Source organism: Colwellia sp. MB3u-41 (assembly GCF_014076845.1).
Taxonomy (GTDB): Bacteria; Pseudomonadota; Gammaproteobacteria; order Enterobacterales; family Alteromonadaceae; genus Colwellia_A.
Genome location: NZ_JACGUT010000084.1, coordinates 405,448 through 429,507, shown reverse-complemented (window position 1 = coordinate 429,507; position 24,060 = coordinate 405,448). Strand labels below are relative to the sequence as shown.

The following is a 24,060-nucleotide window of genomic DNA, read 5'->3' as shown; positions in this document are numbered from 1 at the left end:
TTTGTATGAGGTAACCTAGGTTAACTCAACATACAAAATTAAAGAGCTTGAATGTTCTCAGCTTGAGGACCTTTCTGACCTTGAGTAACAGTAAACTGTACTTTTTGGCCTTCAGCTAGAGTTTTAAAACCGTCGCCAGAGATTGCAGAGAAATGTGCGAAAACGTCAGGACCAGATTCTTGCTCGATGAAACCAAAACCTTTAGACTCGTTGAACCATTTTACTGTACCAGTAGTTGTAGACATAATAGTATCCTATTTGTTTAATATAATTTTAATTTTGTTCCAGCCATTAAATAAATTTAATGACAAAAAACGATATTGCTGAGAGTGTTGCTATGACTTATTAAACAGGACGAGCTACTAACATAACTTCGAAACTTGGTACATAAATATAGGTAGTACTTTCTAGCTGCGTGCATCATATATCTTTCACAGAAAGAGTCAAGGTTTTTATCTATTTTATTAATCGTTTTTCTGATTTTATATCCAAAAGTCAAATTTAAACACCTATCACTGATTTAATTTTTAACTTTCACTGTATTATTAGTGTCTCTACTTTTACGAATAAGTGCATCATCGCCAACCGCTATTGTAGACTTTGCTAATCGGTCATAAAGTAGAACATTGACTGTCGCCGCTAGGTTCATACAGCCATTCGTTGGAATATAAACCACGGCATCTGCCTTATCGATGACTTCCTGACTAATGGTCCCGTCTTCAGGGCCAAAAACATACATGGCATTCTTTGGGTGCTCAAATACAGGTAATGGTATCGCTCCTTCAATTAAATCAACACAAATCAATTGACTGCCCTTAGGCACACTATCTACTAAAGATTCCACCCCCGTTAAAGGGATTTTTTTACTTGCACTTTGTGTATCGGTATAAAACTTAGCTGCTTTTGCATACCTAACACCGCTATAAAGAACGGTATCCACTTGATAACAGCCTGCAGCACGCATTACAGCACCTACATTACTTGGACTTTTAGGGTCAGTTAAGCCTAAAGTTATCTCTGCTGAGTCAACACTCTTTTGTTTTAATGGTACTTTTATCTTTTTGGTCATTAATCTAGTCGTTTTAGTTGGTTACTTTACACAGGCATGTAAATCTTAAAGGAATTCTCCTTAGCTTTTATATAAAACTCAAGTAAATATTAAAATATAATTTATATCTAGTATGAAATTTCAATTTTTGTGATCTTGCCATCCATTAAATAAGTCATTTGATCCTCAACCCAAGAGCTTGTCATAACCCGTTACATTTCATACGCAACAAATAACGGTGATCATCGTCATAATAGCGACAACTTCATAAATAAAGAATTATCCTGTCATCGGTGAACCTAAAGGAAACAACATGAAAAAGAGTTTAGTAAAACTATGGAAAGAAAATAAATCATTATTTATTTTTATCTGCTTAATGTTAGTTTTTCGTAGCGCAGTTGCGGACTGGAGTGACGTACCTACCGGCTCTATGAAGCCGACTATTGTTGAAGGTGACAGAATTTTCATTAATAAAATGGCATATGATATTCGCTTGCCCTTTACACACTTTTCACTTTTTAAACTTTCCGACCCACAAACTAACGACATCATTATATTTGACTCTGCAGCCTCAGATAAACGTCTAGTAAAACGCGTAATCGGACTACCAGGTGATAATATCTCGATGAAAAATAATAAATTAATAATAAATAGCCAGGTCATTGACTATCAAAAAAAATCAGCAAAACACGACTTAACTAAGAACCAATACGATAAAACTGAAACCATTAACAGTCAACCCCATGTTATTCGTATTAATAACATGGGGTCGCCATTAGCAAACTTCAGTGAAGTGATAGTCCCCAATGGGCATTATTTAGTACTGGGAGACAACCGTGATCATAGTGCCGATTCTCGGGTGATAGGCTTTGTACCTCGTAGCGAAATTGTTGGACGGTCAAATAAAGTCGCTTTTTCTTTAAATTATGATAATTACTACTTACCCCGTAGCGATCGCTTTTTGCACTCACTTTAAGTATTAATGCCTTTAAAAAGGTAAAATGTATATTGTAATTTCACTTTGTATTTGACCTATTAAAACTCAATAACTAGGAGCTTTCTGCAGAGGCTTAAAGTTATTTTTCATTCAGTTAACAGAAAACTCCCATGACATCATTTTCTGTTAACTGTGCTCTAATCGCACTAAACAGTAAAACTTCAACGTCGATGATATTATCAATATTATAGCCAAAGAGTTCAGTATGGCAGCCGATATGATAAAACGAGCAAATAGTACTCAATATCATCACAGTAAATCACCAATAGTAAATTTAAAATCAGCTTTTATGGTTATGGGTTTGCAAGGATTACTAACGAGTGTTGTTTATGTGTTCATCAATAATTTCAGGCCTTCCCACCATATTTCAAAAGTTTTGGTAATAGAATTTGATAATACTGTTTACAAACAGCTTTGATGTCAAAAAGCTTAGCTGACATCAATTTAAATTTACCGTCAAAAAAGAACTTCTTGATTTGAGCTAATGCTTGTAATATCGCTAGCATTGCTTTAAATATTAATATCTATGAAAAAATTAAGGTTACTATGAATAAATTTGTTCCTAAGTCGCTTACCCTAGTAAGTGCATTATCTATTGCTACATTATTTTCTACGCTAAGCAATGCAACAATTGTTGAGGTTGAAACCTCTCAGGGTAATTTCAAAGTTAATCTACATGATCAAACGACTCCTAAAACGGTAGTAAATTTTTTAAAGTATACCAATGATGGTGATTATAATAATACGGTTGTGCATCGTTTAGTCCCGGATTTTATTATGCAAGCGGGTGGTTTTAAATTTGATGGTGACTTACCATTAACACCTATTGACGTTGATGACACCGTTCAAAATGAGCCGATTTATTCAAACGTTAGAGGTACCATTGCAATGGCAAAACGAGGAAACAATCCTAATAGTGCGACAAGCCAGTGGTTTATTAATTATAAAAATAACAGTGCAAATTTAGATTTACAAAATAGTGGTTTTACCGTCTTTGGGGAAGTTATTGAAGGTATGGATAATATTGATAAAATAGCCTTGATCCAGCTTTGCGAAGAAAGACCTATGCCTGGATATACCAGCGAACAATGCGCCAATAGCAATTTTGTACCTGGTGTAGATAACTTTGTCACCATTCATAGCGTAACTATTATTGATAGTTCTGCGACAACAGACACAAGTCTGGCTTCTGTAAAGAATACACTTATTAATAAAGAAGAGAGCATTACTAGTGATAGTGGCGGTAGCTTATCCTATTTTGTATTATGTGCACTCACCCTGCTGGGTTTTAGACGTAAAATCAAATAGCTTGTAAAAGTAACTAATCAGAGACCTTACCGCGCAATGCTTTAACATTGCTGCGGTGAGATTTGCCCGCTAAACGTCTTTTTTTAGAGTTTTTTGTAGGTTTAGTTTCTCTTCGGACTTTTTGAATGACCATTGCTGATTTAATTAATTCAACTAATCGCTCAAGTGCAGATTCGCGGTTCTTCTCTTGCGTTCTAAATTGTTGTGCCTTAAGAACGAAGATCCCTTCTTTAGTGATGCGTTTATCTTTTAAGGCAAGTAAACGCTCTTTATAAAAATCAGGTAAAGAGGATGCCTTAATATCAAAGCGCAAGTGAATCGCTGAAGATACTTTATTTACATTTTGCCCACCCGCTCCTTGCGAGCGAATAGCCGTTAATTCTAATTCATTGTCACCTAATGAGACATTATTTGAAAGTACTAACATATTTACATCTATAACATATTGATCAACGCGTTAAGTATACCATTCATATCGATGGTAATACGCGATAAAACAAAACGGGAGCAATAAGCTCCCGTGAAAAATCTAACGATTAACTGTTTTAAAATTAGTTTAAGTTCATTTCTTGAACTTTCTCATGAGCGATTTCAGGAGTAACAGAAACAGGTTTATTGTGTAAATTTGCTTTTAATTGACCTTTTCTATGCTTAAGTGCAGCGTCAAGTTTTTTGGCTACACTAGCGATTGAGGGAAACATGACATCTTCTTGTGCTGAAACCGAAATACGACCACCTTCATAATTTGTCGTTATTTCAGCACCATATTTTCCATGTTCTTTTGAAATAATAATGTCTAATGAGATCAGCGTAGGAAAATGGTTAGAAATTTTTAAGAATTTTTCATCGATATGTTCTTTTACACCATCAGTAATATCTACATGGTGACCTGAAAGATTTATTTTCATAGGTATTCCTTTTATTAATAACTCTATTTAAGACTTGTGGGTAAAGTCGAAAAACACAAGCCCTTAACATGAAAATAATTAGCATTAATTCCATAAAGAGCTCATATAACTAACTGTAGCAAAATTTATTGATTATTTTCTGATTTAGCTCATTTTTTTGTTTTATTTTTATTTAATTCCCCTAAGTTAATGAAATTATTTTGTTTAAAAGAGTAAAGCATAAACAATACAAGCATTTTAAGTCAAAAAACGGTTATAATATTGATTGATTTTTGAGTTAACGAATCGCTGTTAAACAGCAAAGAGATGCTACATGTTTGATGATATTCGCCCTTATCGAGATGATGAGGTTGCAGCTGTGATCCAAAAACTGATTAATGATCAAGGGCTACTTTCTTCTATTGCTAGTTTCAAAATGCCTCGATTGTACAAAACTCTGCCAATAATTTGTCGTTCAATAGTAAAATGGACGCTAAAGTTGCGTTCCAGTAAGTTTAATAATATTGAACAAATTCAAACAGAGGTGGCTAAATATTTACATCACTTAGTAAACAAAAGTACTGACGGCTTTACCTTTAATGGTTTGGAGAAGATTGATACAAGCAAGCCTATGCTTTTTATTAGTAATCATAGAGACATAGTGCTTGATGTCGCATTAATTAATTGGGCATTGTACAACAGTGGCATCAATACTGTTGAGGCTGCGGTGGGTGACAACTTACTTCATCAGCCATGGGTTGCTGATTTAATGCGTATTAATAAAAGCTTCATTGTTAAACGCAGTGAAGAAACAAAGCGAGCAATGCTGACAGCTTCAAAGCAATTGTCTGCGTATATTCATCATACCGTTCATGAGCGCCAGCAAAATATTTGGATAGCACAACGTGAAGGTCGCGCGAAAGACGGTATTGATAAAACCAATTCAGCATTAATTTCAATGCTATTACTTAACAAAGACAAACAAACTCCAATTACCAATTATTTAGCTGAAATTAATATTGTTCCTGTTTCTATTTCATATGAATTTGATCCCTGTGATCGTGACAAAGCGATTGAGCTCGCCGAGCGAGAAGCAACGGGTAGTTATCAAAAGAAAGAAAATGAAGACTTAAATAGTATTACGCAAGGATTAGTGGGTAAAAAAGGCCGTGTACATGTCGAATTTTGCCATGCTATCAAGGGCGACCTTGCCGATAGTAAAGCCATAGCAAAAGCGATTGATCAAGAAATTATCAGTAACTATAAACTATATGACAGTAACTTAACTGCCTATGCAAAACTCAATCAGCAAGCAGAAATTAAGCAAAGTGTCATGAATCAACTTAATAGCCGTATGTTCGAATTAACCCAAGAGCAACAATATTGGTTATTAACCATGTATGCTAATCCGGTAAGAGCTAAACAAGCATTAGATTCATGATTACTTAAATATTTATTTCCATTAAAACGGCGCTGTATAGCGCCGTTTTGTTGTTATACAATAAAATTATTTCTTTATCGATATATGATAATTTTTTACATTATGAGCAAAAGAACTATTTTTTTTATTTTGATAATATGACAAGTAATTCACATATTTATCAGTATATTCACTTTGAACCAAGTCTGTTTTTGTAACTAATACAATCGTGTTATTGTTAATAATGCCCTCATAACCAGATAAAGCAGTAACAACGGGTAATTGTCCGGTAATTTCACCATAACTTGTCCATTTAGCTGGCATAGGTGTGTTTTTTTCAGGATGGTAAGCTTGATAGCTTATAGCAATAATAGCCATTGGGTAATTAGCAACATTACTATAATCATAGCTCCAATCTGATTTGATTTCTGAAAAATATCTATCATCAATATCTGGTTTTCTATCAGAGGCAGCAACTGAAAAACTCGTAGTATATGTAGAAGAGATAAGTTGATGCTGGCTAGATATTTTTATTTTCCCAAAAGCAGAATCTGTTTCAGAAAAAATTACTTCTGCATTCGATTGGTAGACGGTTTCTGACACATAAAGATGACTATTAAATAAATCGGCGATATTATCTTCTTCTAGAACACTAATCGCAAAGTGTTGCTGCCCTGAAAATAATTGACGTGTAGTAAAAGGCTGGTGATTTTTATTTAAGCCAATTCGCTCAACTGCATCAAAAGCTGATAGTTGCCAGATGAGTTCACCATCATCATTAAAGGCCATTTGATTAAAGTCATCTATAAAGCCAGCCGCACCTTGTACATTGTTATTATTACCGGTACCAACAAGAGAAAAAGAATGTAATGGCCAAGTCCCCCCCATTATCCGACAAGCTTCAACATTCATAAAATTAGTACGTTGGGAATCCACAACTTCAGTGGTAGTAAATGTTGCAGAGCTGGTTATCTTAGTAATATCAGAAATAGGGGTATGAGATATTTCAACATTTCGAGTAACACATTCACAATTTGAATTATCAATTATTACAGCATGCTGAGCTTGATAAATAGCCGGTGTGGTTGCCTTTACTTGATGAAAGCTAACAAAATCTAAACCTTCAACCTCTCCTGCCTGCTGATTTTTAGCAACAAGCGTATAATTTATGAATTCACTTGCTGATGAAAAACTAAAAACTCCATTTTCATCAGGTTGTAACTTATCTACAACACTCCAATCCCGGTTTTGAATAAATAACTCGACATCAACAAAGGGAAGCTTTTCACCGCATTTATTAGTCAGTGTTGAGGTTAATGAGAAAGGGTAAAATTTTGGAACCTCTGGTGTAGTATCTTTGTTACTAGCTCCGCCGCCACATGCGGCCAAACAAGTAAATATTGAGAGTAATAAGAATGTTTTTTTATATTTAATAAGAAAAAATGGAGTTGATGTTTCATTTGTTTTTAATAACTTTTTCAGCATAGAAATTAATTTATCTGTGATTACGGTTCATTAACCCAATTATAGGGTAATTTATACATGTACTGAAAGCATAACGAATATAATAAGTGAAATAAGTATCCCTAGTAACATCTAATTTAACGCATTAAAGCTGAGCTTAATTTAATTCAAATAGTGGGAGTAATTATCAGGGATTTTTAATATATACATCTATTTAATTGAGAGAGTAAAAAATTAATTTTTGACAGTTCATCTCGGTAGACCCTTTTCAGCGTATACAAAGTTAACGCTGATTTTAAAGCGTAAAAAATAAAGTCATAATTTTTATCCAAGAGCATGTATTTGTTCTATGCTTATGAAGTATTTATAAAAATCATTAATTTTAAAGGGATATATAATGAAAAATAACTTACTCATATCATCGTTTGTCACACTAACACTAATGGCTACTGGCTGTTCTGACACTAAAGAGACCACAGTTAACCCACCCTCTCCCATACCTCCTATTGATAAAACAGCAACCGCAACATTTAATGTTGCTTTAACGGGGGTGGCTGTTAAAGGTACGATGGCTAATGCAAGTATATCTATTCACCAGATTGACACTACCACAGGTGAAAAATCACCCATTAGCTTTCGGATAGCGAACTCAGTTGAAGCAGAAAGCTATACAGTATCAGCTCCAGCAGGAACTTCAGATGAAACATTAGATGAAATGCTCGCGTCTAAAGTATTAGCTGAAAACCCATTAGAGCCAACAACTGATAAAAATGGAAAAATGAGTATTTATCTTGAAAGTACCTTTTCTGGTGCTGTGATCATAAATATTACCAGTAGTTCATCAGTAGATGCTAGTTGGCTAAGATGCGACTCTTATACTGATTGTGGCGTTTATGAAAATATTGCATCAACTGTTATACCTAATAATGGTGACTTAGCTATCGAATTTGGAGAGTGGTATAAAGAAGATTTAACCTTAACGACAATAAAATACATTCCTGAGTCAACTAATCCCGAGCAATCTAGGCATTATTCCTCAAATGTCACGGTATTTACTGAAGTTGTGGCCACAATATTACAAGATAATTTAAGTGCCGATCCTATGGTGCCGATTAGCCAGCAAGCTATATCAGACGCTTCAGTCCATACTATTATGCAATTGCTTGGGCCAAATGGTGTCATTAAAAACGCAAACTTACTTTCGGATATATCTAAAGGTGTTGGCTTCGACCTTAGTGATATTGGCGAAAATGTCAGCTTAAATGCTGGTAACCTTGCACTAGCCCAATTGTCGGCAAGTTTACAAACAGTCGCCGCGGCAGGTGACAATGGTACCCTATCAGAAATGATTACAGAATTGGCAACATCAGTATCAGATGGTAGTTTAAATGCTGTTGCTGAGGTTTCACCTTCTGCTGCTCCAATACAATCAATTATTTCTAAAGTATCTTCAGTTAACAACAATTCGAAACCATCCGCTCTATTTAATGCAATACAACAAAGAGTGAAGAAAATAGCTGCTATTTATGTTGCTATTGTTACGGGTGACACTGCGGCATTAGACGCGTTAGGTGTTAATGCTGGCATTAGAAACTCAATCACTAAAGCGATGGAAAATGCTGTTAAACGTGGAGCTATATCACAGCAAGATCTTATTAATAGTGCGATAGAAGTCGTCGCTTTAGTAGAAGAAATAGGCTGCATTGGCGATGCATGTACTATAGGAGATGAATTATATGCTGATATAGCAGCTAAAGTTACCACCGAGCTTGCAATGCTCAATACTAAAATAATGAGTATCGCCAGCAATATCGATACTACAGCAGCAGCTATTACTACAGCTGAAGCATTAGAGACAAAAGTTACAGATGCCGATACGGCAATTATCTATTATGAATCAGCAATCGCGGCTTATTTTATGATTTTTAACAGCAATGATGTGAACGTGTTAGGTAACAAAGCTAATCGTTATGACATTGAAGCGAATGCTTGGGCAGATACCGCTAAATTTTTAGTTGCTTCAAGTTCGGAATATCAAAGTTTACTTGATACTGCTGAAGAAATAGCCAAGCTAGCACACACAGAAACAATACAAATAAATGGCGACACAGGATTACATATCGATGTTCAAGCTTTATTAGCTAACGCACAAGCAAAACTTGTTGAATTTGATGCAGTAGTGCCAGCCGCGAAAGCTAGAGCAGAATCATCAAATGACATGGCACTCACTAAACAAGGCCTAGCAACAACGGCACAAACAACGTCATTAAATAGCTATGAAGCTGCAATGGCTATGAATAGTCCTCAAAGTATTGCCGCTGCTACCGCTTTTCTTATGGCCGCTCAACAAGCACTAACAGATAAATTAGACTTTATTTCAATGGCAAATACTTTCCTAGAGTATTCAGAAGTAGCGCTGAATGATGCTCAAAAATACGCAGATATCGCTGAAAATGATACGGATAAAACTGCAGCCGCAACTTTAATGGATTCAGCAGCGGCATTAATAAGTCAATCAAAGGCGCTAATAATATCAGCAAATAAAGATGTGAATCTATTTTCTCATATGGTGGCTGATGCAAAAGCTAAGCAAATAATTTTAAGTAAGTTACCGATGGTGAAAAAGACAACTCAATCTTTTGCTGATATTAATGTAGTTACCATTTTGGGTCGTGATGCGTTAACTGATATCGGCGAAATCATGTTTGATGTACTTGAAGAGGCGAATCAAGAAACAGGTAATGTTATCGATAAAGCGTCACTGCTTCATATTGGTTGGATTTATAGTTTTAATAAAACAAACATGACAATAGAAGCGAGCCATGAAACTAAAGGTTCATTTCAAGGTGTTGCCGAGTTAAGTAATGATGACAGTGATACAACATTACTGCTTGCATGGGCAGCGACCCTAATGGAGAGTGGCGATAATGGTGCTACTTTTGAATTCTCCGCTGGTGACCTAAATGGTTGTGCCACTGGTAATTCTCAAGGTTCGTGTTCAGCATTAACGTTCAGTGGTGTGTTTACCTCATTAAGTGACCTAGATACTAAAGACCCGGTTAAAACTATGTCATCAAGTACACTAGCAATCATAGACAATGATGCCAACTTCACGGGAACATTAATCTTAAGTAACCATGATTTATCAACTAATGAGCAGCCTAACACTTTTAAAACAGAAGTTATTATGGCTGGAATGTCGGCAGACGTTGCTTTCAACTTAACATTCAACCTTGATGAAATGGATGATAATGAAACCTTAAATGTAAAACTAATGATTGGTGATGATGGTTACAAAATGATGGGTAGTGCTGATAATGGCGCATACCTTATGGGTACTATTTGGTTATACGACTATAAATATGGTGACTTTGTTGAGATGTCAAATGGCGTTGTTGTGACGTATATTGATGATGATGAAGTTGAATATTTTGATTTAACTTTTACTATTGGTGATTAATTAGCTCTGTTTGCGGGAGATATTATGCTCCCGCAATTTTTAACCTTTAATTATTCAAGGATGTAAATTGAAAATAAAGCTTACTTTATACTTATGTATTTTTCTGCATTTTAATACTTTTGCAAGTACCTCTTCTCTTACCCTATTTTCTACATTTAACGCTGAAGTTTATGCGGAGTCTCAGCCCATTAACTCTTTTATAGATGAGTTTAATCAACCTTTAACTAAGGGCAATAGTGCCTTTACTTATAATCAGTTTGAGGTAGGTGTAACCTATTCTGCTTTTTCTTTTGGACTGCAAAGTCGCTATGATTATGTAATGGAGTTCGATCCCGACACAGCACTTTATACTCATATTGAAAAAAATGATTTAGCATTTGAAAATCGATTTTATACCTATAATCTAAAAGCAAAGAATGCAACAAGCCATGGTGTGTTTTTTTCGTACAAAATTGACTTCAACACCCCCGAAATAACATTAACACCTAAACTATCAATATTTAGCAGTAAACACTTTCAAGACGGTAATATTAACGGACAAGTTTTAGCTGATAAACCACAAGGAAATTTTAATATTGATTATGCTTTTTCAAAAGATAGATTATTTAAATCTTTTTCACCGCAAGATAGACCTAAAGGTCTAGGATTCAGTTTAGATATTGCGTTTGATTGGCAAATATCAGAGCAATTAATACTGGGCTTAGCTATCAAAGATTTATATTATAAAAGTAATTACGCTGATGCCGGTTATGCTTTGGGGAGTATTCAAGATATTCCTTTTCAAGAAGATAATGAAGGTAACGTTTATTCTGAGCCAGCAATTAGCTTAAAGACATCAGGAAACAATCAAACTAAAGATCATTCCTTAACAATGCCAGCAAGATATTATGGCACCCTTGATTATAGAATATCATCACTCTTTTCCACGCAGTTAGCTTTTCGTTCAATAAAGAATGACCAATTCACTTCTCTTTTAGGTCGTTGGCACTTCAGTGATAACTGGGCACTTATGGCTGGATATGAAAATAAAAGTGAGGCATGGAAAATAGGTATTGGGTCAAAATCTATCGGCATTAATTTCCAAACTGACTCGTTAGATTTCGAAAAAGCATATTACCTTCATTTTAATACTTACCTATCTATTTTATTTTAAGGAGGACAATGTGAAAAAAAATGATCTCATTAACCTATTTTTAATGCTCACTTTACTCAACGGGTGTGGTGGAAATTCTGAACCTAAAGCTGAGGAAAAACAGTCCGAAATATCTCTAGCAAAAAGCCAGATAACATTTTACTTGCCGAGTTGGTTTGCCCCTGTTGGGGAAATAATAATACGTTCACAAAGTGGTGAAACCATCACGTCAGCTAATACGTTATCTTTAAATAATGAGAAGATTACGATAGAAAGCAATCAAATCATTACTATTGAATATACTCCAACCTCTAAAAGCATTCTTTGCCCTGTTACAATAGGCTGTGGTGACTCATATAATGATGAACACCAAGACATTAATGCCAACGGCAAAATTGATTATAATGAAGCTTTTACCGTTGACATTTTTTTTTCAACTAAAGTATTTTTAAGCCCTGGTGCTAATAAAGTTTATTTTTCATTATTATCTCAAATTGAATCATCAACTGAAGTGAACAGCCATTTAAAAAGTTTATCTATTACCCCTAATTATCATCAAACCTATGTCGATAAAGAGAACACAAGGCGTTATAAATTTTTAGCAGATGGCAGCTATTATGCCTTATTTAAATCGATAAAAAGTCCGCAAAGTATTCGACTTATAAAAGAGTCCCTTACCTTATTTGTGCAAAATAATGAGATATCAGATATAGCGACTGATTATTTCACTAACCTAGATGACTATTTATCTGAGCAACAAAAAAGTAATGATGATGCACTTATTAACGATGATTTAGTCAAAGAGAAGTTCTCACTGAACAGATTACTTGCAAACTCAAGCAAGCACTTCACACCTAGTCACTCGCCTGATGTAAATGACAAAATACTACTTGAACAGTTCAGAAACGTATTAGCCTTTATTAATATACAAGAACTTAAATATAATAATGAGGCGAGTGATAAAATCACTGAATTATCGAGTATTTTAACTGATGACTCAACACATACTTTAGCAATATTCAGTGAAATATTAACTGAAATACTACAGCTATATTCTCCAACAAATGACACGGCTGCGGGGTTTTATCAATACCAAGGTTTAGACATAAACTACCGAGGGTCACCGTATACTTGGATAATATCAGGGATATATAAAGAAACAGAAATCAATCTGGAATTAAGGATTCCTCAATGGCGAATAAGTGCAGCCCGCGGAGACTTATTTGAAGCAAGCATATTAGGCAATGTAAGAAGTAAATATACATCCTTGACGCTTAATACTGATAACTTGTTACTTAAATTTGATGGTGTAACAGACGTTTTTAATGATGAGAAAGCTAAAACTGCAACATTGAATTTAATAACAAATCTTTCAATTTTGACAGCGAATGGTGAAATCACTGGTCGTATCAATATGACAGGTGAAAGGGTTAAAAATGAAAGTGAAGTGTTAGCTTCTATTTTGAAACAGTTTTCATTTTCGGGACTATTAACAACCAAAAACCAAACAACGAATATTTCCATCATAGCGGTAAAAAACTCGCAATCTTTAACCCAAAATGAAAATGACTTTATCTATGATGTTTTATTAGATATTCCTTCCTCTGGAAGTGCTGATTTTAGGTTATCAATATCAGGATTATCGACAGATTTTGAACGATTAGATAATGTAAATTTAGCATTAAGAATGCAGGGTAAAGTTCTAGCGTTAACGTTAGCGCAAAATAATGACACGAGAAAACTGATCATTAAAGGACTTGATGGCCGCTGGTTATCACTTTTACAACAGAAAAAAGATTACACAGGTCAATTATATTTTGGCAATAAAATTATTGGGGAGGTAATAACGATAAGAGGTCTGCCTGGTATTTTATTTCCTAATGGTGACTTTCATTCAATATTCTAGTATCACACTAAAAAGTACAAGCTAAATAGATACTTGTACTTTTTTAGTTTTAATGGAATAAATTAAATATTAACTTAACTTAATTTATTTTTCCTGATAAAAAGCTGACATTGCTTTGTACAATGAATACAAATCAACTTTTGAACCTACGGCATAAGGTGAATGAATTGATAATATTGGAACACCAAAGTCAATAACTTCCATATTGTCATTTGATAAATCACTACCAATAGTCCCTCCTGAAGCTTTACCTTTATAAGTAGAGGTTTGCCATTTGATTTTATTGTTATCTAAGTAATTACGTGTCCAGGCCATGTATTCAGAGTTCGCATTAAAACCACCACCGTAAAGCTTTAAGTTAATACCATTACCTAAACGTGGCGCATTACCTAATTCCCAAACACCTGCCCAGTTAGGGTTTACACCAGGGTTTACATCGGCTGAAATCACTTTGGTATTACGTAAAACCTTACGCAATTGATAGTCATTATACTCAGCACCCTTTTGGTTGTATAACAAGCTACTCATCATATCAACAAGGTACGATGAACTTGCCCCGGTATTATTAATATTACCCACTTCTTCGTTATCAACTAAAAAAGCAATTGAGGTAAATTCTGGAATCGTCTGTTCAAATATGGCATTAACAGCGGCAATAGAGCTCGCTTTATCATCTTGTCCATATGCGGCGATCATACTGCGATCAAAGCCAACATCGCGAGGTTTAGTTGCTGGCACTAATGCTAATTCCGCCGAAACTAAGTCTTCAACAGAAATATCATATTCTGTTTTTAAGAAATCAACGATTAATTCCTTTACAGATTTATCTAAATCAGGCTTAGCTGCGATGATCACGTCTAGCTCTTCTTTTTTGATCACGTCACGACTTTTACGACTTCTGTTTGGGTGATCAACGTGTGGGGCTAAATCAGGAACCATGAAAATAGGATCGTTTTCATCAAATCCAACAGAGATATTAATAACCGTGCCGTCTTTTTTATCAACGCGCCCAACAAGGGCTAAAGGAATATTAACCCACTGGTAGGTTTTAATGCCGCCATGAATATAAGTTTGTAACATCGCAAATTTTTGCTTTTCATAAAGCGGGCGACCTTTAAGCTCAAGTCTTGGTGAATCAATATGCGCGCCAACAATACGAGTGCCTTGCTCAAGATCCTTTTTACCCATCACAATTAATGAAATGGTACGGTCACGATTCACATCATAAAAACGGGCGCCGGGTTTCAAGTTACTTTTTTCAGACAAACGCTTAAAACCTTGTTTTTCTGCACGCTTAATCGTTTCAGTAACAAAGGTTAATTCTGTTGGTGTTTTATAGATAAATTCCTTGTAATCCGTAGCATATTTTTCAACGGCAACTAACTCTGTTTCAGAAAGGTTTAACCAGCTCGATAGTGATTTTTTCTTATCTTTGTCTTCTTTATCTGTTTCAGCATAGGTATTACCAGAAAGGGCAATAGTACTAATGATGGCGATACTTGTTAGCGTTCTTTTTATATTCATTATTATTTCTTTTAATTAATGGCTCCTGATCATAATAAAGAGAAAGAACACCGCCTGACAAGTTTTATTCGTTTGAACAGATAGAAAACAAGGTGAACGTCGGCATTTTAATGACCTTTATAGCGTTAACGTTATTAAAGCTAAGTAAAGTTGTTTAACATGGCTAATCACTCATTTAAAACAACAAAAAAATGTAACAAATTATTTACAATAAAACAAAACCTTAATAAAGTAATGTCATTTAAAATCTCTATAGCTATGATTTTATGAAAGAAAAAATAAAAAATATATTAGTATCAAAATACAAATTGTTAAAATCAATCTAAAAATCGTTTAACCACCCTATTTACGCGATGACTAAAAATAATTCATTAAGGTTATATGATATAACATCATTGATATTTTCATTTAAAAACGTTTCCATTAGGAAACCTTAAAAATAATAAAGTAGGATCTGGGTAAATGACATTAAAAAAATCTCAAATAGCTAAAGCATTGTCTGTGGCTATTATTGGCTCAAGCGTTGCGCTTATGGGCTGTGAAAAAGCTGATACGCCAAGTAACTCAACCGTAGTTGAAATGCCTCAAAAACAAACAAGCTTAATCCGTACTAAAAGTGAATCGCTTGAAGCCGTTTATGCAGAAATGCGCGCGAAGCAAGTGAGCAATGTTAGCTATAAATTAAGTGTAACTATTGATAATAAAAGTGAAAGTTTTACTGGCTCTACCGAGCTAATATTTGACTTAGCTAAAGATAATAAAAACGATTTAACAATAGATTTTGATGAAGGCGACATTAAATCATTAAAAGTAAACGGTAAAGACGTTAAGTTTAGCTATGAAAAATGGTTTATTACGATTCCTGCTACCGAATTAACCGCAGGTAAACAAAGTATCACTATTGATTACGAACGTCCTTATTCAACAGATGGTTCTGGTTTTCACCGTTTCGTAGACCCTAAAAACGGCGAAGTTTACCTATACACTGATTTTGAACCGTATGATGCAAACCGCTTATTTCCTCATTTTGACCAACCCGATTTGAAAGCCAGTTATGAAATTGAAGTAACTGCACCTGCCCATTGGCAAATTATTAGCGCGACTCGCGAAACCAGCATCAGTGAGAATGGCGATACTAAGGTATGGTCTTTCCCTGCTTCTGCAAAATTCTCCTCTTATGTTTTCTCTCTTCATGCCGGTAATTACGCGGTTTGGGAAGATGATTTTGAAGGAATGAAGTTACGTTTATTTGCTCGCCAAAGCTTAGCCGAATACGTAAAGACTGACGAATGGTTTATTCCTACCAAACAAAGTTTTGCTTTCTTTAATGAATATTTTGAAGTTAAATATCCGTTTGGTAAATATGACCAAATTGTAGCACCTGATTTTAATGCAGGTGCGATGGAAAACGTTGCTGCGGTTACATTCAATGAAGGCTATATCGCTCGTGGTGAAAAGTCGACGAGTGCTCGTATGAGCTTAGCAAATGTTATTGCACACGAAATGGCGCACATGTGGTTTGGTGACTTAGTCACAATGCGCTGGTGGAATGGCTTATGGTTAAACGAAAGCTTTGCTACATACATGGCTAACTTGGCAATTGCTGAAGCCAGTGACTTTGAAAACAACTGGGATGTATTTTACTCTGGCACTAAGCAGTGGGCTTACCGCACAGATGACTCTGTAAACACGCATGCGATAGAACTACCTGTAGCTTCCACAGGTGATGCATTATCAAACTTTGATGGTATTACCTACGGTAAAGGTGCTTCAGTTTTAAAACAATTACCTTATTATTTAGGTGAAGAAAACTTCCGCGTTGGTGTAAGTAACTACTTGAAAAAGTTCTCTTACCAAAATACTGATCTTGAAGATTTTATCGGTGAATTAGGCAAAGCAGCCGGTAAAGATATGACCCAATGGACTCAAGACTGGTTATTTAACGCAGGCTTAAACACCATTAAAGTTAGCTATCAGTGTAGTGATGGTAAAATTAGCGATTTTGCTATAAATCAAACCGCACCTGAAGGCTACCCAACGTTACGCGAACAACGTGTTCAAATCGGTTTATACAATGTAAATGCCGATGGTAATGCAATGAACTTAACATCAGCGACACCTATTATGTATAAAGGGGCAACCACTGAAATTAAAGAAGTGATTGGTCAAACATGTCCTGATTTAGTTTATCCAAACGAAGCAGATTGGGGTTACGTAAAAGTAGATCTTGATGAAAAGTCACTCGCTTCAGCGCAAAAACATATCAACGAGATTGATAATGCCACTATGCGTTTAATGTTATGGCAGAGTTTGTCTGACAGTGTCAATGATGCAAATCTAGCTGCTGACCAGCTTGTCAATTTTGCAATGGAAAACATTGAAGGTGAAACTGATTATAACGTATCGCGTAAAATCGCTAGCACATTAACGTCAGCCCTTGGTTACTTAACGGTAGCAACACGTTTAGAACAAAAAGATTATTCAGCACTTTATATGGACGTTGAAAACTTATACTTACGTTTATTAGAAAACGCTGAAGCAGGTTCAGACTTCCAAAAACTTTGGTATGGTCGTTATGTTAGTGTCGCTAAAACAACAAAACATTTAGCACATTTACAAAACATGTTAAACGGTGAGAAGAGCTTTGAAGGTGTAACAATCGATCAAGACAAGCGCTGGACATTAATCGCTAAAATGAATCGTTACCAACATGGTAATTACCAAGCATTATTAACGGCTGAAGCAACAAAAGATATTACTGACTCAGGTGTTAAAAGTGCCATTTATGCAGAGGTTATTCAACCAGAAGCTAAAGGTAAAGAGAAATGGTTTAACGTGGTTATTAACAACCCTGACAAACTAAAACTTTCAACGCTTCGTTACATTATGTGGGGTTTATTTCCAGGTGAGCAACAAGCTTTAGAAGCGCCTTACAAAGCTAAGATCCTCGCTCATATTCCTAATTTAAATGAAGGCAGTGACCTAGGTTTACTTGAGTCTTTTGCTGGTAGCATGCTGCCAACAGAATGTACGCCAGCAAGTGAAGCAGAATTAGCACAACTGATTAAAGACTATAGTGGTATGAAGCCACAGGTATTGAAAACAGTAAAAGCAAGCCATCAACAAATTGGCCGCTGTGTTAAAGCCCTTAAACTATTAAAATAATATTTTTAAGAGCAGTCGTCACGCCTTTATATCGATTTACATGGAAGTGCTAAGGCCGTGATGACATGGATGTCAAAAAACGGCCACGTATGACCGTGACATAATGTTCATCCTAAATATAAAAAGGCCTTATGTGAAAACATAAGGCCTTTTTTATCGAACACGTTATTATTAAGTTGTACTATGTACTTTTAATTTTGCTAATTTATCAATTTGATGCATTGAGTTCATATGCGCATAAATCACGGATAAGTAACCTTTCTTTCTCAACTCTAAAAACTGTTCATCACTTAATTTATCAAGTGTTGCTTGGTTAACCGTATAAATCCCATCAAGTAGAATTTTTCTATTAGGGATATTTAGCGATATCTTACCTTCTGTAAGTAATTCATTATCAACTAAATAATGAATAAACTCTTTGGTCATCAAATTTTGCTTAAAATAATCACTCATTGTTAATCTATAACTTTCTAGGTATTTAGACTCTTTACCTTGAGCATCAAAAAAGCGCTCGCCTGCGCCTGCATTTAAACGGGGGCAAGACTCATCAATAAAAAAGCCATACTGCTTTTCATTATTTTCTTCTTTGGTTAAGCTTAACTTAAAAGGATATAAACTCGCACTTTTAGGCGTAAAAATAGCTCGCCATTTATTATCATCAACAAAAAAGTTTTCACCTAAATCAATACCCGTCAAAATAACAGATTGAAACTGACCCGAATCACCATTTTTAATAAATACTATCGGGAATTCATTGGCAGCCTTCGCGAATTCGTGCATCACAACTTCTAAGTTATTCACATCGTTAACATGCTCAAAAGTCACTTTACTATCAATGCTAAATTCCCCATGTCGTTTAAAACTTATAGGGTGGTAATCATTATTCATCTAGTTCTCTTTATTATTTTAAATATTATCAGATAGTGTATTATTTATTGTATATGATGGGTAGCCCATAATTTTTATAAATGCGCGATATCATAAAATCAATAATCAGTGAAATAATAATATAAGTGATTACTTATTAGAGGGCAATGACTCCTTGCATATCATCACTTTAAAGTTTGGGAAGAGTATGAATTGTAATAAAAATAAACTTTATATTAATAATAATATAGAAGTTGAAGTTGAAGTTGAAGTTCGCAAAATAGGTAATGAAGAAACCAAAATCATTATTATTGATGGCTTTAGTCGCTCACCAAACGATTTAATTGACTATGTTATTACGCAAGGTAATTTAGCTTGTAATAAACGGGACAATAACTTTTATCCTGGCGTAACATGCCCTTCAGAAGCGAGTTACACCGACACTCTTTATAAAGTACTAAAGCCTATCATTAAAGAAGTTTATAAATTACCCGTAGCATACCCAACAAGACTTGAATCAACATATGCGATGGTTACCTTTGATCCTTCTGAATTAAACCAAGATCAAAGAATCCCTCATTATGACTCCATAAGTACCGGTCAATTAGCTGTTTTACATTATCTATGCGAACCCCCCTTTGAAGGAACGGCTTTTTATAGACACAAAGAAACCGGTTATGAAACAATCACTCGGCATCGAAAAGAGCATTACTGGTCGTTTGCAGAGCCAAAACTTAAAAGCAGTCACTACGGTGATAAATACGCTAACAATGGCAATAATGAATATGAGAAAATTGCCAATGTTGACGTGAAGTTTAATCGACTGATTATCTACCCAAGCAAATTATTACACTCAAGTATGATTAATCCCGAGCATTTATCTTCAGACCCTTTAAAAGGTAGATTAACACTACGAACTTTCATCACTTATTAATGCTATTGAAGCTGAATGAATTCAATTATAGCGTTAAAGCGTAAGCTCTCGCTTTTTCAAGGTCTTCTGGGGTATCAACACCTTCAACCGCTAAACGTGTTTCAGCAACGGCAACATGAATTTTTTCGCCTTGCCATAGTACTCTCAGTTGTTCTAAAGATTCAATTTGTTCTAATTGGCTCGCTGGCCACTGAACGTAGTCTTTGATAAACCCAGCGCGATAGGCATAAATACCAATATGGCGTAAGTAAAAGTCACCAATAGTCGCGACACTTTCTTCATCAAGAAAACGAGTTCTGTCATAAGGGATCGTCGAACGGCTAAAATACATCGCATATCCGTGCTTATCCGTTAATACTTTAACGGCGTTTGGGTTGAACGCTTCCTCAACATCATGAATATGAACAGCGAGTGTTGCCATTCTAGCTTGTTGTTGATTTGTTCTTTGTTGAACCGCTAAGTTTCGAGCAACTTGAGCAATATTTTCTGCTGGAATAAAAGGCTCATCTCCTTGAACATTAACAATAACCTGATCATCATCAAAATTATAAATATTCATCACTTCAGCTAAACGTTCGGTGCCAGATTGATGATCAGCGCGAGTCTTACAAACTTCACCACCAAATGCTAATACCGTTTCTTCAACCTGTTCATTATCCGTAGCAACAATCACTTGGCTGGCACCACTTTGCAAAGCCTTCTCTACAACCCATTGGATCATAGGTTTACCATTAATGTCCGCTAATACTTTCCCCGGTAAACGAGACGACTCAAACCGAGCAGGAATCACAACAACAAAAGACATTTAATTCTCCTAATAGATTTAATTAGTCATTTTCACTAATACGGCGTGCTTCGCTTTCTAACAATACTGGAATGCCTTTTTCAATAGCGTAAGCTAAGCGGTCAAATTTACAGATTAATTCTTGCTGTGTTTTATTATAATCAAGTTTGCCTTTACATACCGGACAAGCCAATATTTCCATCAATTTCACATCAAATGCCATGGTCATTCTCTTATTTATAAGTTTATTTATGCTTTAATTTAGCTTTAGTCTAGCTTTAATACGGCTAAGTTTATTAGCTTTTACTTGGTCAAATAGCCCATCTAAAAATGGCGTTATTTGTTTTTTTTCAATTTGTGCATCAACCGGTAAATACCACCAGTTGTCTTGAGCAAAATCAGTACATTTTACGGCATCTTTTTCCGTCATCAACAGTGGTATGTCGTCAGAAAAGCGGGTAAATTGCATCTTATTATAGTGTTGATGGTCGACGAAACCTACCGATTTATCGATGCTAAAACCAACATCGACTAAGGTTTTAAAAAAACGTGCAGGGTCACCAATACCGGCTATTGCATTGATACATTGATTGTCTCTTTCAGTAAAAGTCTGCTGAAATTCCGTTAATAGTAGCCGTTGCTTAGTTTTAACATTTACCACCGTTTTAGCCATTAATGTCATTATTATCTGCGGTGTATTTTTGGGATAGATACTATTCTCTTCTCGGGGTGTTGCGCCATTAAAAATAAGTGCATCCACCGTTTTTAATCGCCATAAACCTTCACGTAAAGGCCCTGAAGGTAACAAGAAACTATTACCAAACTCTCGTTTACTATCAATAACAATAAGTTCGAAATCTCGCTTTAAACGATAATGTTGCAAGCCATCATCAGCAATAATAACTTCACATCCATGCTTTACTAATAACTGAGCATTCAAAACACGATCGCCGCCCACAACAACCGGAATTCCATGGCGTTGATAAATCAGTAATGGCTCGTCACCTGCTTCAGCAGCTGTACTACTTTCACTTAGCAGGTATGGGTAATGCGGAGCTTTTCCGCCATAACCTCTGCTGATCACACCGACTTTTATTCCTTGTGCCAAGCATTGTTCAATTAAGTATAAAACCACCGGCGTTTTACCATTGCCACCAATACCAATATTACCTACCACCACCACGGGTATATCAATAGCGAATGATTTAAAAAAATCCAATAGATAACATTTGCGTCGTACAGCAGATAACAACCAAAAGATAACCGTTAACGGCAACAGTATCGGAACGAGCAACCATTTGGCAGGATGTTGAAAAAACCATACTTTTTCAATTAAGCGCATAATGAAATCTCAATACTCACTTTATTCGCTAAATTGAAAGTTGTGTAATTTGGCATATGCACCGTCTTTTGCTAATAAAGTTTGATGATCACCCTGTTCAAGAATTTTACCTTGTTCCATTACAATGATTTTATCCGCATTTTCAATGGTAGATAAACGATGAGCAATAACAATACAGGTGCGATTTTTTTGCAATACTTGTAGCGCATCTTGAATATGACGTTCAGACTCGGTATCTAATGCACTGGTTGCTTCATCAAGAATTAAAAAGGGTGCATCACACAACAATGCTCGAGCAATGGCAACACGTTGACGTTGTCCGCCAGAAAGCAAAGCGCCATTATCGCCGATATTAGTATCAATTCCATTAACCATATTTTCTGCAAATTCAATAACATGGGCATTTTTAGCAGCGGCAAGAATTTCTTCTCTACTGGCACTCGGTTTTCCATAAGCAATATTATTAGCGATAGAGTCATTGAATAACACCACTTGCTGAGAAACATAAGCAAACTGAGCGCGCAAGTCTTTCAGTTTGTATGAGGTAATATCTTTCCCATCAATTAATACTTTACCCGCTGTTGCATCATAGAAGCGCAGCAAAATCGCACTTGCCGTTGATTTACCGCTACCAGAACGTCCAACCAGTGCGACTGTTTCGCCAGCATTCGCGGTAAAGCTTAGTTGAGTCAGCGCTAATATTTCATCATTATGATAAGAGAAGTCAACCTGCTCAAACGCCAGTGTTCCCTTAGCTTTATCGAGAGTATGTTGTCCGGTATCTTTTTCTTTTTCTTGGTCTAGTACCGCAAATATACTCACACATGCTGCCATACCGTTTTGAAAATCACTGTTTACAGTCGTCAATAATTTAAGCGGTCTCAATAGCATAGTCATAAGGGTAAGTACTGTGATAAAAACACCGGGAGTAAGGGTGTCTTTCATAAAATCTAAATTAGCGACATACAAAACAAAGGCTAAGGCAAAAGAGGCAATAATTTGAATTAGCGGAACACTAAATGATTTAGTTGCCACCATTTTCATACGTTGTTGGCGATTATTTTTATTAATTTTACCGAAACGCTCTGATTCACGCTGTTGGCCATCAAAGGTTAACACCACTTTATGGGCATTAAAGGTTTGCTCTGCGGCAGAAGTAACCTCACCCATCGCACTTTGAATTTTCTTGCTAACTTGGCGAAAACGTTTAGAAACCACAGTAACAATAACAGCAATAATAGGCGTAATAAGGAGGAATATTGCTGATAACTGCCAGCTGTAGTAAAACATAACCGCCAGAAAACCAATAACCATTGCGCCTTGCTGCACTAAGGTAAGTAACGCTTTACTGGTCGCTTGTAAAACCTGCTCAGTATCGAAGGTCAGTTTAGAAATTAAGGTGCCCGTAGATTCTTTATCATGAAAGGTCACCGGAAGCGCCATAATGTGTTCGAATAAATTTTGTCTTAAATCGGTAACAACGTTATTACCCACCCAAGCTAAGCAATAATTACCAAAAAAATGGCAGATACCACGGATAATAAAACAAACAATAACAAAAAGTGGTGCCCACTTCATAAAATTTGGATTAGTATCTGCTAAACCCTCATCAATTAATGGCTTTAACTGTGAGAAAAATAAAGTGTCGATACCAGCATAACCAAGCATACCTAGAATAGCGATGACAAACCCTGCTTTATAAGGCTTAGCATAGCCCATTAAACGTTTAAAGTTTTGCCAAGTGGTGGCTGCTACTACTGTATTTTTACTTTCTAACATTCAATCTCTCTATGGCTTAGCGATTAATGACAAGGTATTAAAA

Annotated in this window: 21 protein-coding genes; 9 read left to right on the top strand and 12 right to left on the bottom strand. The window is 35.6% G+C overall.

Annotation, left to right across the window (positions count from 1 at the left end; all coding sequences use genetic code 11):
* Positions 1–38: 38 nt before the first annotated feature.
* Positions 39–245, bottom strand: coding sequence for a cold-shock protein (locus tag H4J73_RS18565; protein WP_070376065.1), 207 nt, complete (start codon positions 243–245; stop codon positions 39–41).
* A gap of 275 nt (positions 246–520) precedes the next feature.
* Complete coding sequence (locus H4J73_RS18560; RefSeq protein ID WP_182181959.1) at positions 521–1,069, bottom strand: RNA methyltransferase; 549 nt, start codon at positions 1,067–1,069, stop codon at positions 521–523.
* A gap of 292 nt (positions 1,070–1,361) precedes the next feature.
* On the opposite strand from H4J73_RS18560, the gene lepB reads away from it, so the two are divergent.
* The gene (lepB, locus tag H4J73_RS18555; protein WP_182181958.1) at positions 1,362–2,024 is read left to right on the top strand and encodes a signal peptidase I; all 663 of its coding nucleotides are present in this window, start codon (positions 1,362–1,364) and stop codon (positions 2,022–2,024) included.
* 115 nt (positions 2,025–2,139) lie between these two features.
* Here the strand turns inward: lepB and H4J73_RS18550 are convergent, their stop codons facing one another.
* Positions 2,140–2,298 carry a hypothetical protein gene (locus tag H4J73_RS18550; protein WP_182181957.1) on the bottom strand — a complete coding sequence of 53 codons (159 nt, stop codon included), beginning with the start codon at positions 2,296–2,298 and terminating at the stop codon, positions 2,140–2,142.
* Between H4J73_RS18550 and H4J73_RS21100 the strand changes: the two genes are divergently transcribed.
* Entirely contained in the window at positions 2,251–2,463 is a 213-nt protein-coding gene (locus H4J73_RS21100) for a hypothetical protein (RefSeq protein WP_182182125.1), read from the top strand. The genes H4J73_RS18550 and H4J73_RS21100 overlap by 48 nt on opposite strands.
* A gap of 128 nt (positions 2,464–2,591) precedes the next feature.
* Positions 2,592–3,353, top strand: coding sequence for a peptidylprolyl isomerase (locus tag H4J73_RS18540; RefSeq protein WP_182181956.1), 762 nt, complete (start codon positions 2,592–2,594; stop codon positions 3,351–3,353).
* A gap of 13 nt (positions 3,354–3,366) precedes the next feature.
* Here the strand turns inward: H4J73_RS18540 and arfB are convergent, their stop codons facing one another.
* Both arfB and hpf read right to left on the bottom strand, forming a co-directional pair.
* Positions 3,367–3,780: an alternative ribosome rescue aminoacyl-tRNA hydrolase ArfB gene (gene arfB / locus H4J73_RS18535; RefSeq protein WP_182181955.1), complete on the bottom strand. Its 414-nt coding sequence runs from the start codon at positions 3,778–3,780 to the stop codon at positions 3,367–3,369.
* Between the two features lie 124 nt (positions 3,781–3,904).
* Positions 3,905–4,261: a ribosome hibernation-promoting factor, HPF/YfiA family gene (hpf, locus tag H4J73_RS18530; RefSeq protein WP_182181954.1), complete on the bottom strand. Its 357-nt coding sequence runs from the start codon at positions 4,259–4,261 to the stop codon at positions 3,905–3,907.
* A 313-nt stretch (positions 4,262–4,574) separates the two neighbouring features.
* Here hpf and H4J73_RS18525 point away from each other — a divergent pair, with 313 nt between their 5' ends.
* Positions 4,575–5,681 carry a 1-acyl-sn-glycerol-3-phosphate acyltransferase gene (locus H4J73_RS18525; protein WP_182181953.1) on the top strand — a complete coding sequence of 369 codons (1,107 nt, stop codon included), beginning with the start codon at positions 4,575–4,577 and terminating at the stop codon, positions 5,679–5,681.
* Positions 5,682–5,747: 66 nt separating this feature from the next.
* Here H4J73_RS18525 and H4J73_RS18520 read toward each other — a convergent pair whose 3' ends face one another.
* The gene (locus tag H4J73_RS18520) at positions 5,748–7,145 is read right to left on the bottom strand and encodes a hypothetical protein (protein WP_182223345.1); all 1,398 of its coding nucleotides are present in this window, start codon (positions 7,143–7,145) and stop codon (positions 5,748–5,750) included.
* A gap of 376 nt (positions 7,146–7,521) precedes the next feature.
* Between H4J73_RS18520 and H4J73_RS18515 the strand changes: the two genes are divergently transcribed.
* The 3 genes from H4J73_RS18515 to H4J73_RS18505 all read left to right on the top strand — a co-directional run bounded on the left by H4J73_RS18515 (position 7,522) and on the right by H4J73_RS18505 (position 13,622).
* Positions 7,522–10,584, top strand: a complete 3,063-nt coding sequence (locus H4J73_RS18515) for a hypothetical protein (protein WP_182181951.1) — start codon at positions 7,522–7,524, stop codon at positions 10,582–10,584.
* A gap of 67 nt (positions 10,585–10,651) precedes the next feature.
* Positions 10,652–11,737, top strand: a complete 1,086-nt coding sequence (locus H4J73_RS18510) for a hypothetical protein (RefSeq protein WP_259366513.1) — start codon at positions 10,652–10,654, stop codon at positions 11,735–11,737.
* A gap of 10 nt (positions 11,738–11,747) precedes the next feature.
* Entirely contained in the window at positions 11,748–13,622 is a 1,875-nt protein-coding gene (locus tag H4J73_RS18505; RefSeq protein WP_182181950.1) for a hypothetical protein, read from the top strand.
* A gap of 84 nt (positions 13,623–13,706) precedes the next feature.
* Here the strand turns inward: H4J73_RS18505 and H4J73_RS18500 are convergent, their stop codons facing one another.
* Positions 13,707–15,146: an aminopeptidase 1 gene (locus tag H4J73_RS18500; RefSeq protein WP_182181949.1), complete on the bottom strand. Its 1,440-nt coding sequence runs from the start codon at positions 15,144–15,146 to the stop codon at positions 13,707–13,709.
* Between the two features lie 462 nt (positions 15,147–15,608).
* Here H4J73_RS18500 and pepN point away from each other — a divergent pair, with 462 nt between their 5' ends.
* Positions 15,609–18,311 carry an aminopeptidase N gene (pepN, locus tag H4J73_RS18495; RefSeq protein WP_182181948.1) on the top strand — a complete coding sequence of 901 codons (2,703 nt, stop codon included), beginning with the start codon at positions 15,609–15,611 and terminating at the stop codon, positions 18,309–18,311.
* A gap of 171 nt (positions 18,312–18,482) precedes the next feature.
* Here the strand turns inward: pepN and H4J73_RS18490 are convergent, their stop codons facing one another.
* Complete coding sequence (locus H4J73_RS18490; protein ID WP_182181947.1) at positions 18,483–19,199, bottom strand: SapC family protein; 717 nt, start codon at positions 19,197–19,199, stop codon at positions 18,483–18,485.
* A 187-nt stretch (positions 19,200–19,386) separates the two neighbouring features.
* Between H4J73_RS18490 and H4J73_RS18485 the strand changes: the two genes are divergently transcribed.
* Complete coding sequence (locus H4J73_RS18485) at positions 19,387–20,112, top strand: DUF6445 family protein (protein WP_182181946.1); 726 nt, start codon at positions 19,387–19,389, stop codon at positions 20,110–20,112.
* Between the two features lie 25 nt (positions 20,113–20,137).
* Here the strand turns inward: H4J73_RS18485 and kdsB are convergent, their stop codons facing one another.
* Genes kdsB through msbA form a run of 4 tightly spaced genes read right to left on the bottom strand, consistent with a single transcriptional unit; the run spans position 20,138 to position 24,017 of the window.
* Positions 20,138–20,917, bottom strand: a complete 780-nt coding sequence (gene kdsB / locus H4J73_RS18480) for a 3-deoxy-manno-octulosonate cytidylyltransferase (RefSeq protein WP_182181945.1) — start codon at positions 20,915–20,917, stop codon at positions 20,138–20,140.
* A gap of 22 nt (positions 20,918–20,939) precedes the next feature.
* A complete protein-coding gene (locus tag H4J73_RS18475; protein WP_182181944.1) occupies positions 20,940–21,119 on the bottom strand; it encodes a Trm112 family protein in 180 nt (59 codons plus the stop codon).
* Positions 21,120–21,152: 33 nt separating this feature from the next.
* Positions 21,153–22,238: a tetraacyldisaccharide 4'-kinase gene (gene lpxK, locus H4J73_RS18470; protein ID WP_182181943.1), complete on the bottom strand. Its 1,086-nt coding sequence runs from the start codon at positions 22,236–22,238 to the stop codon at positions 21,153–21,155.
* Positions 22,239–22,259: 21 nt separating this feature from the next.
* On the bottom strand, positions 22,260–24,017 hold the full coding sequence (gene msbA, locus H4J73_RS18465; RefSeq protein ID WP_182181942.1) for a lipid A export permease/ATP-binding protein MsbA: 1,758 nt from the start codon (positions 24,015–24,017) through the stop codon (positions 22,260–22,262).
* Positions 24,018–24,060: the final 43 nt, after the last annotated feature.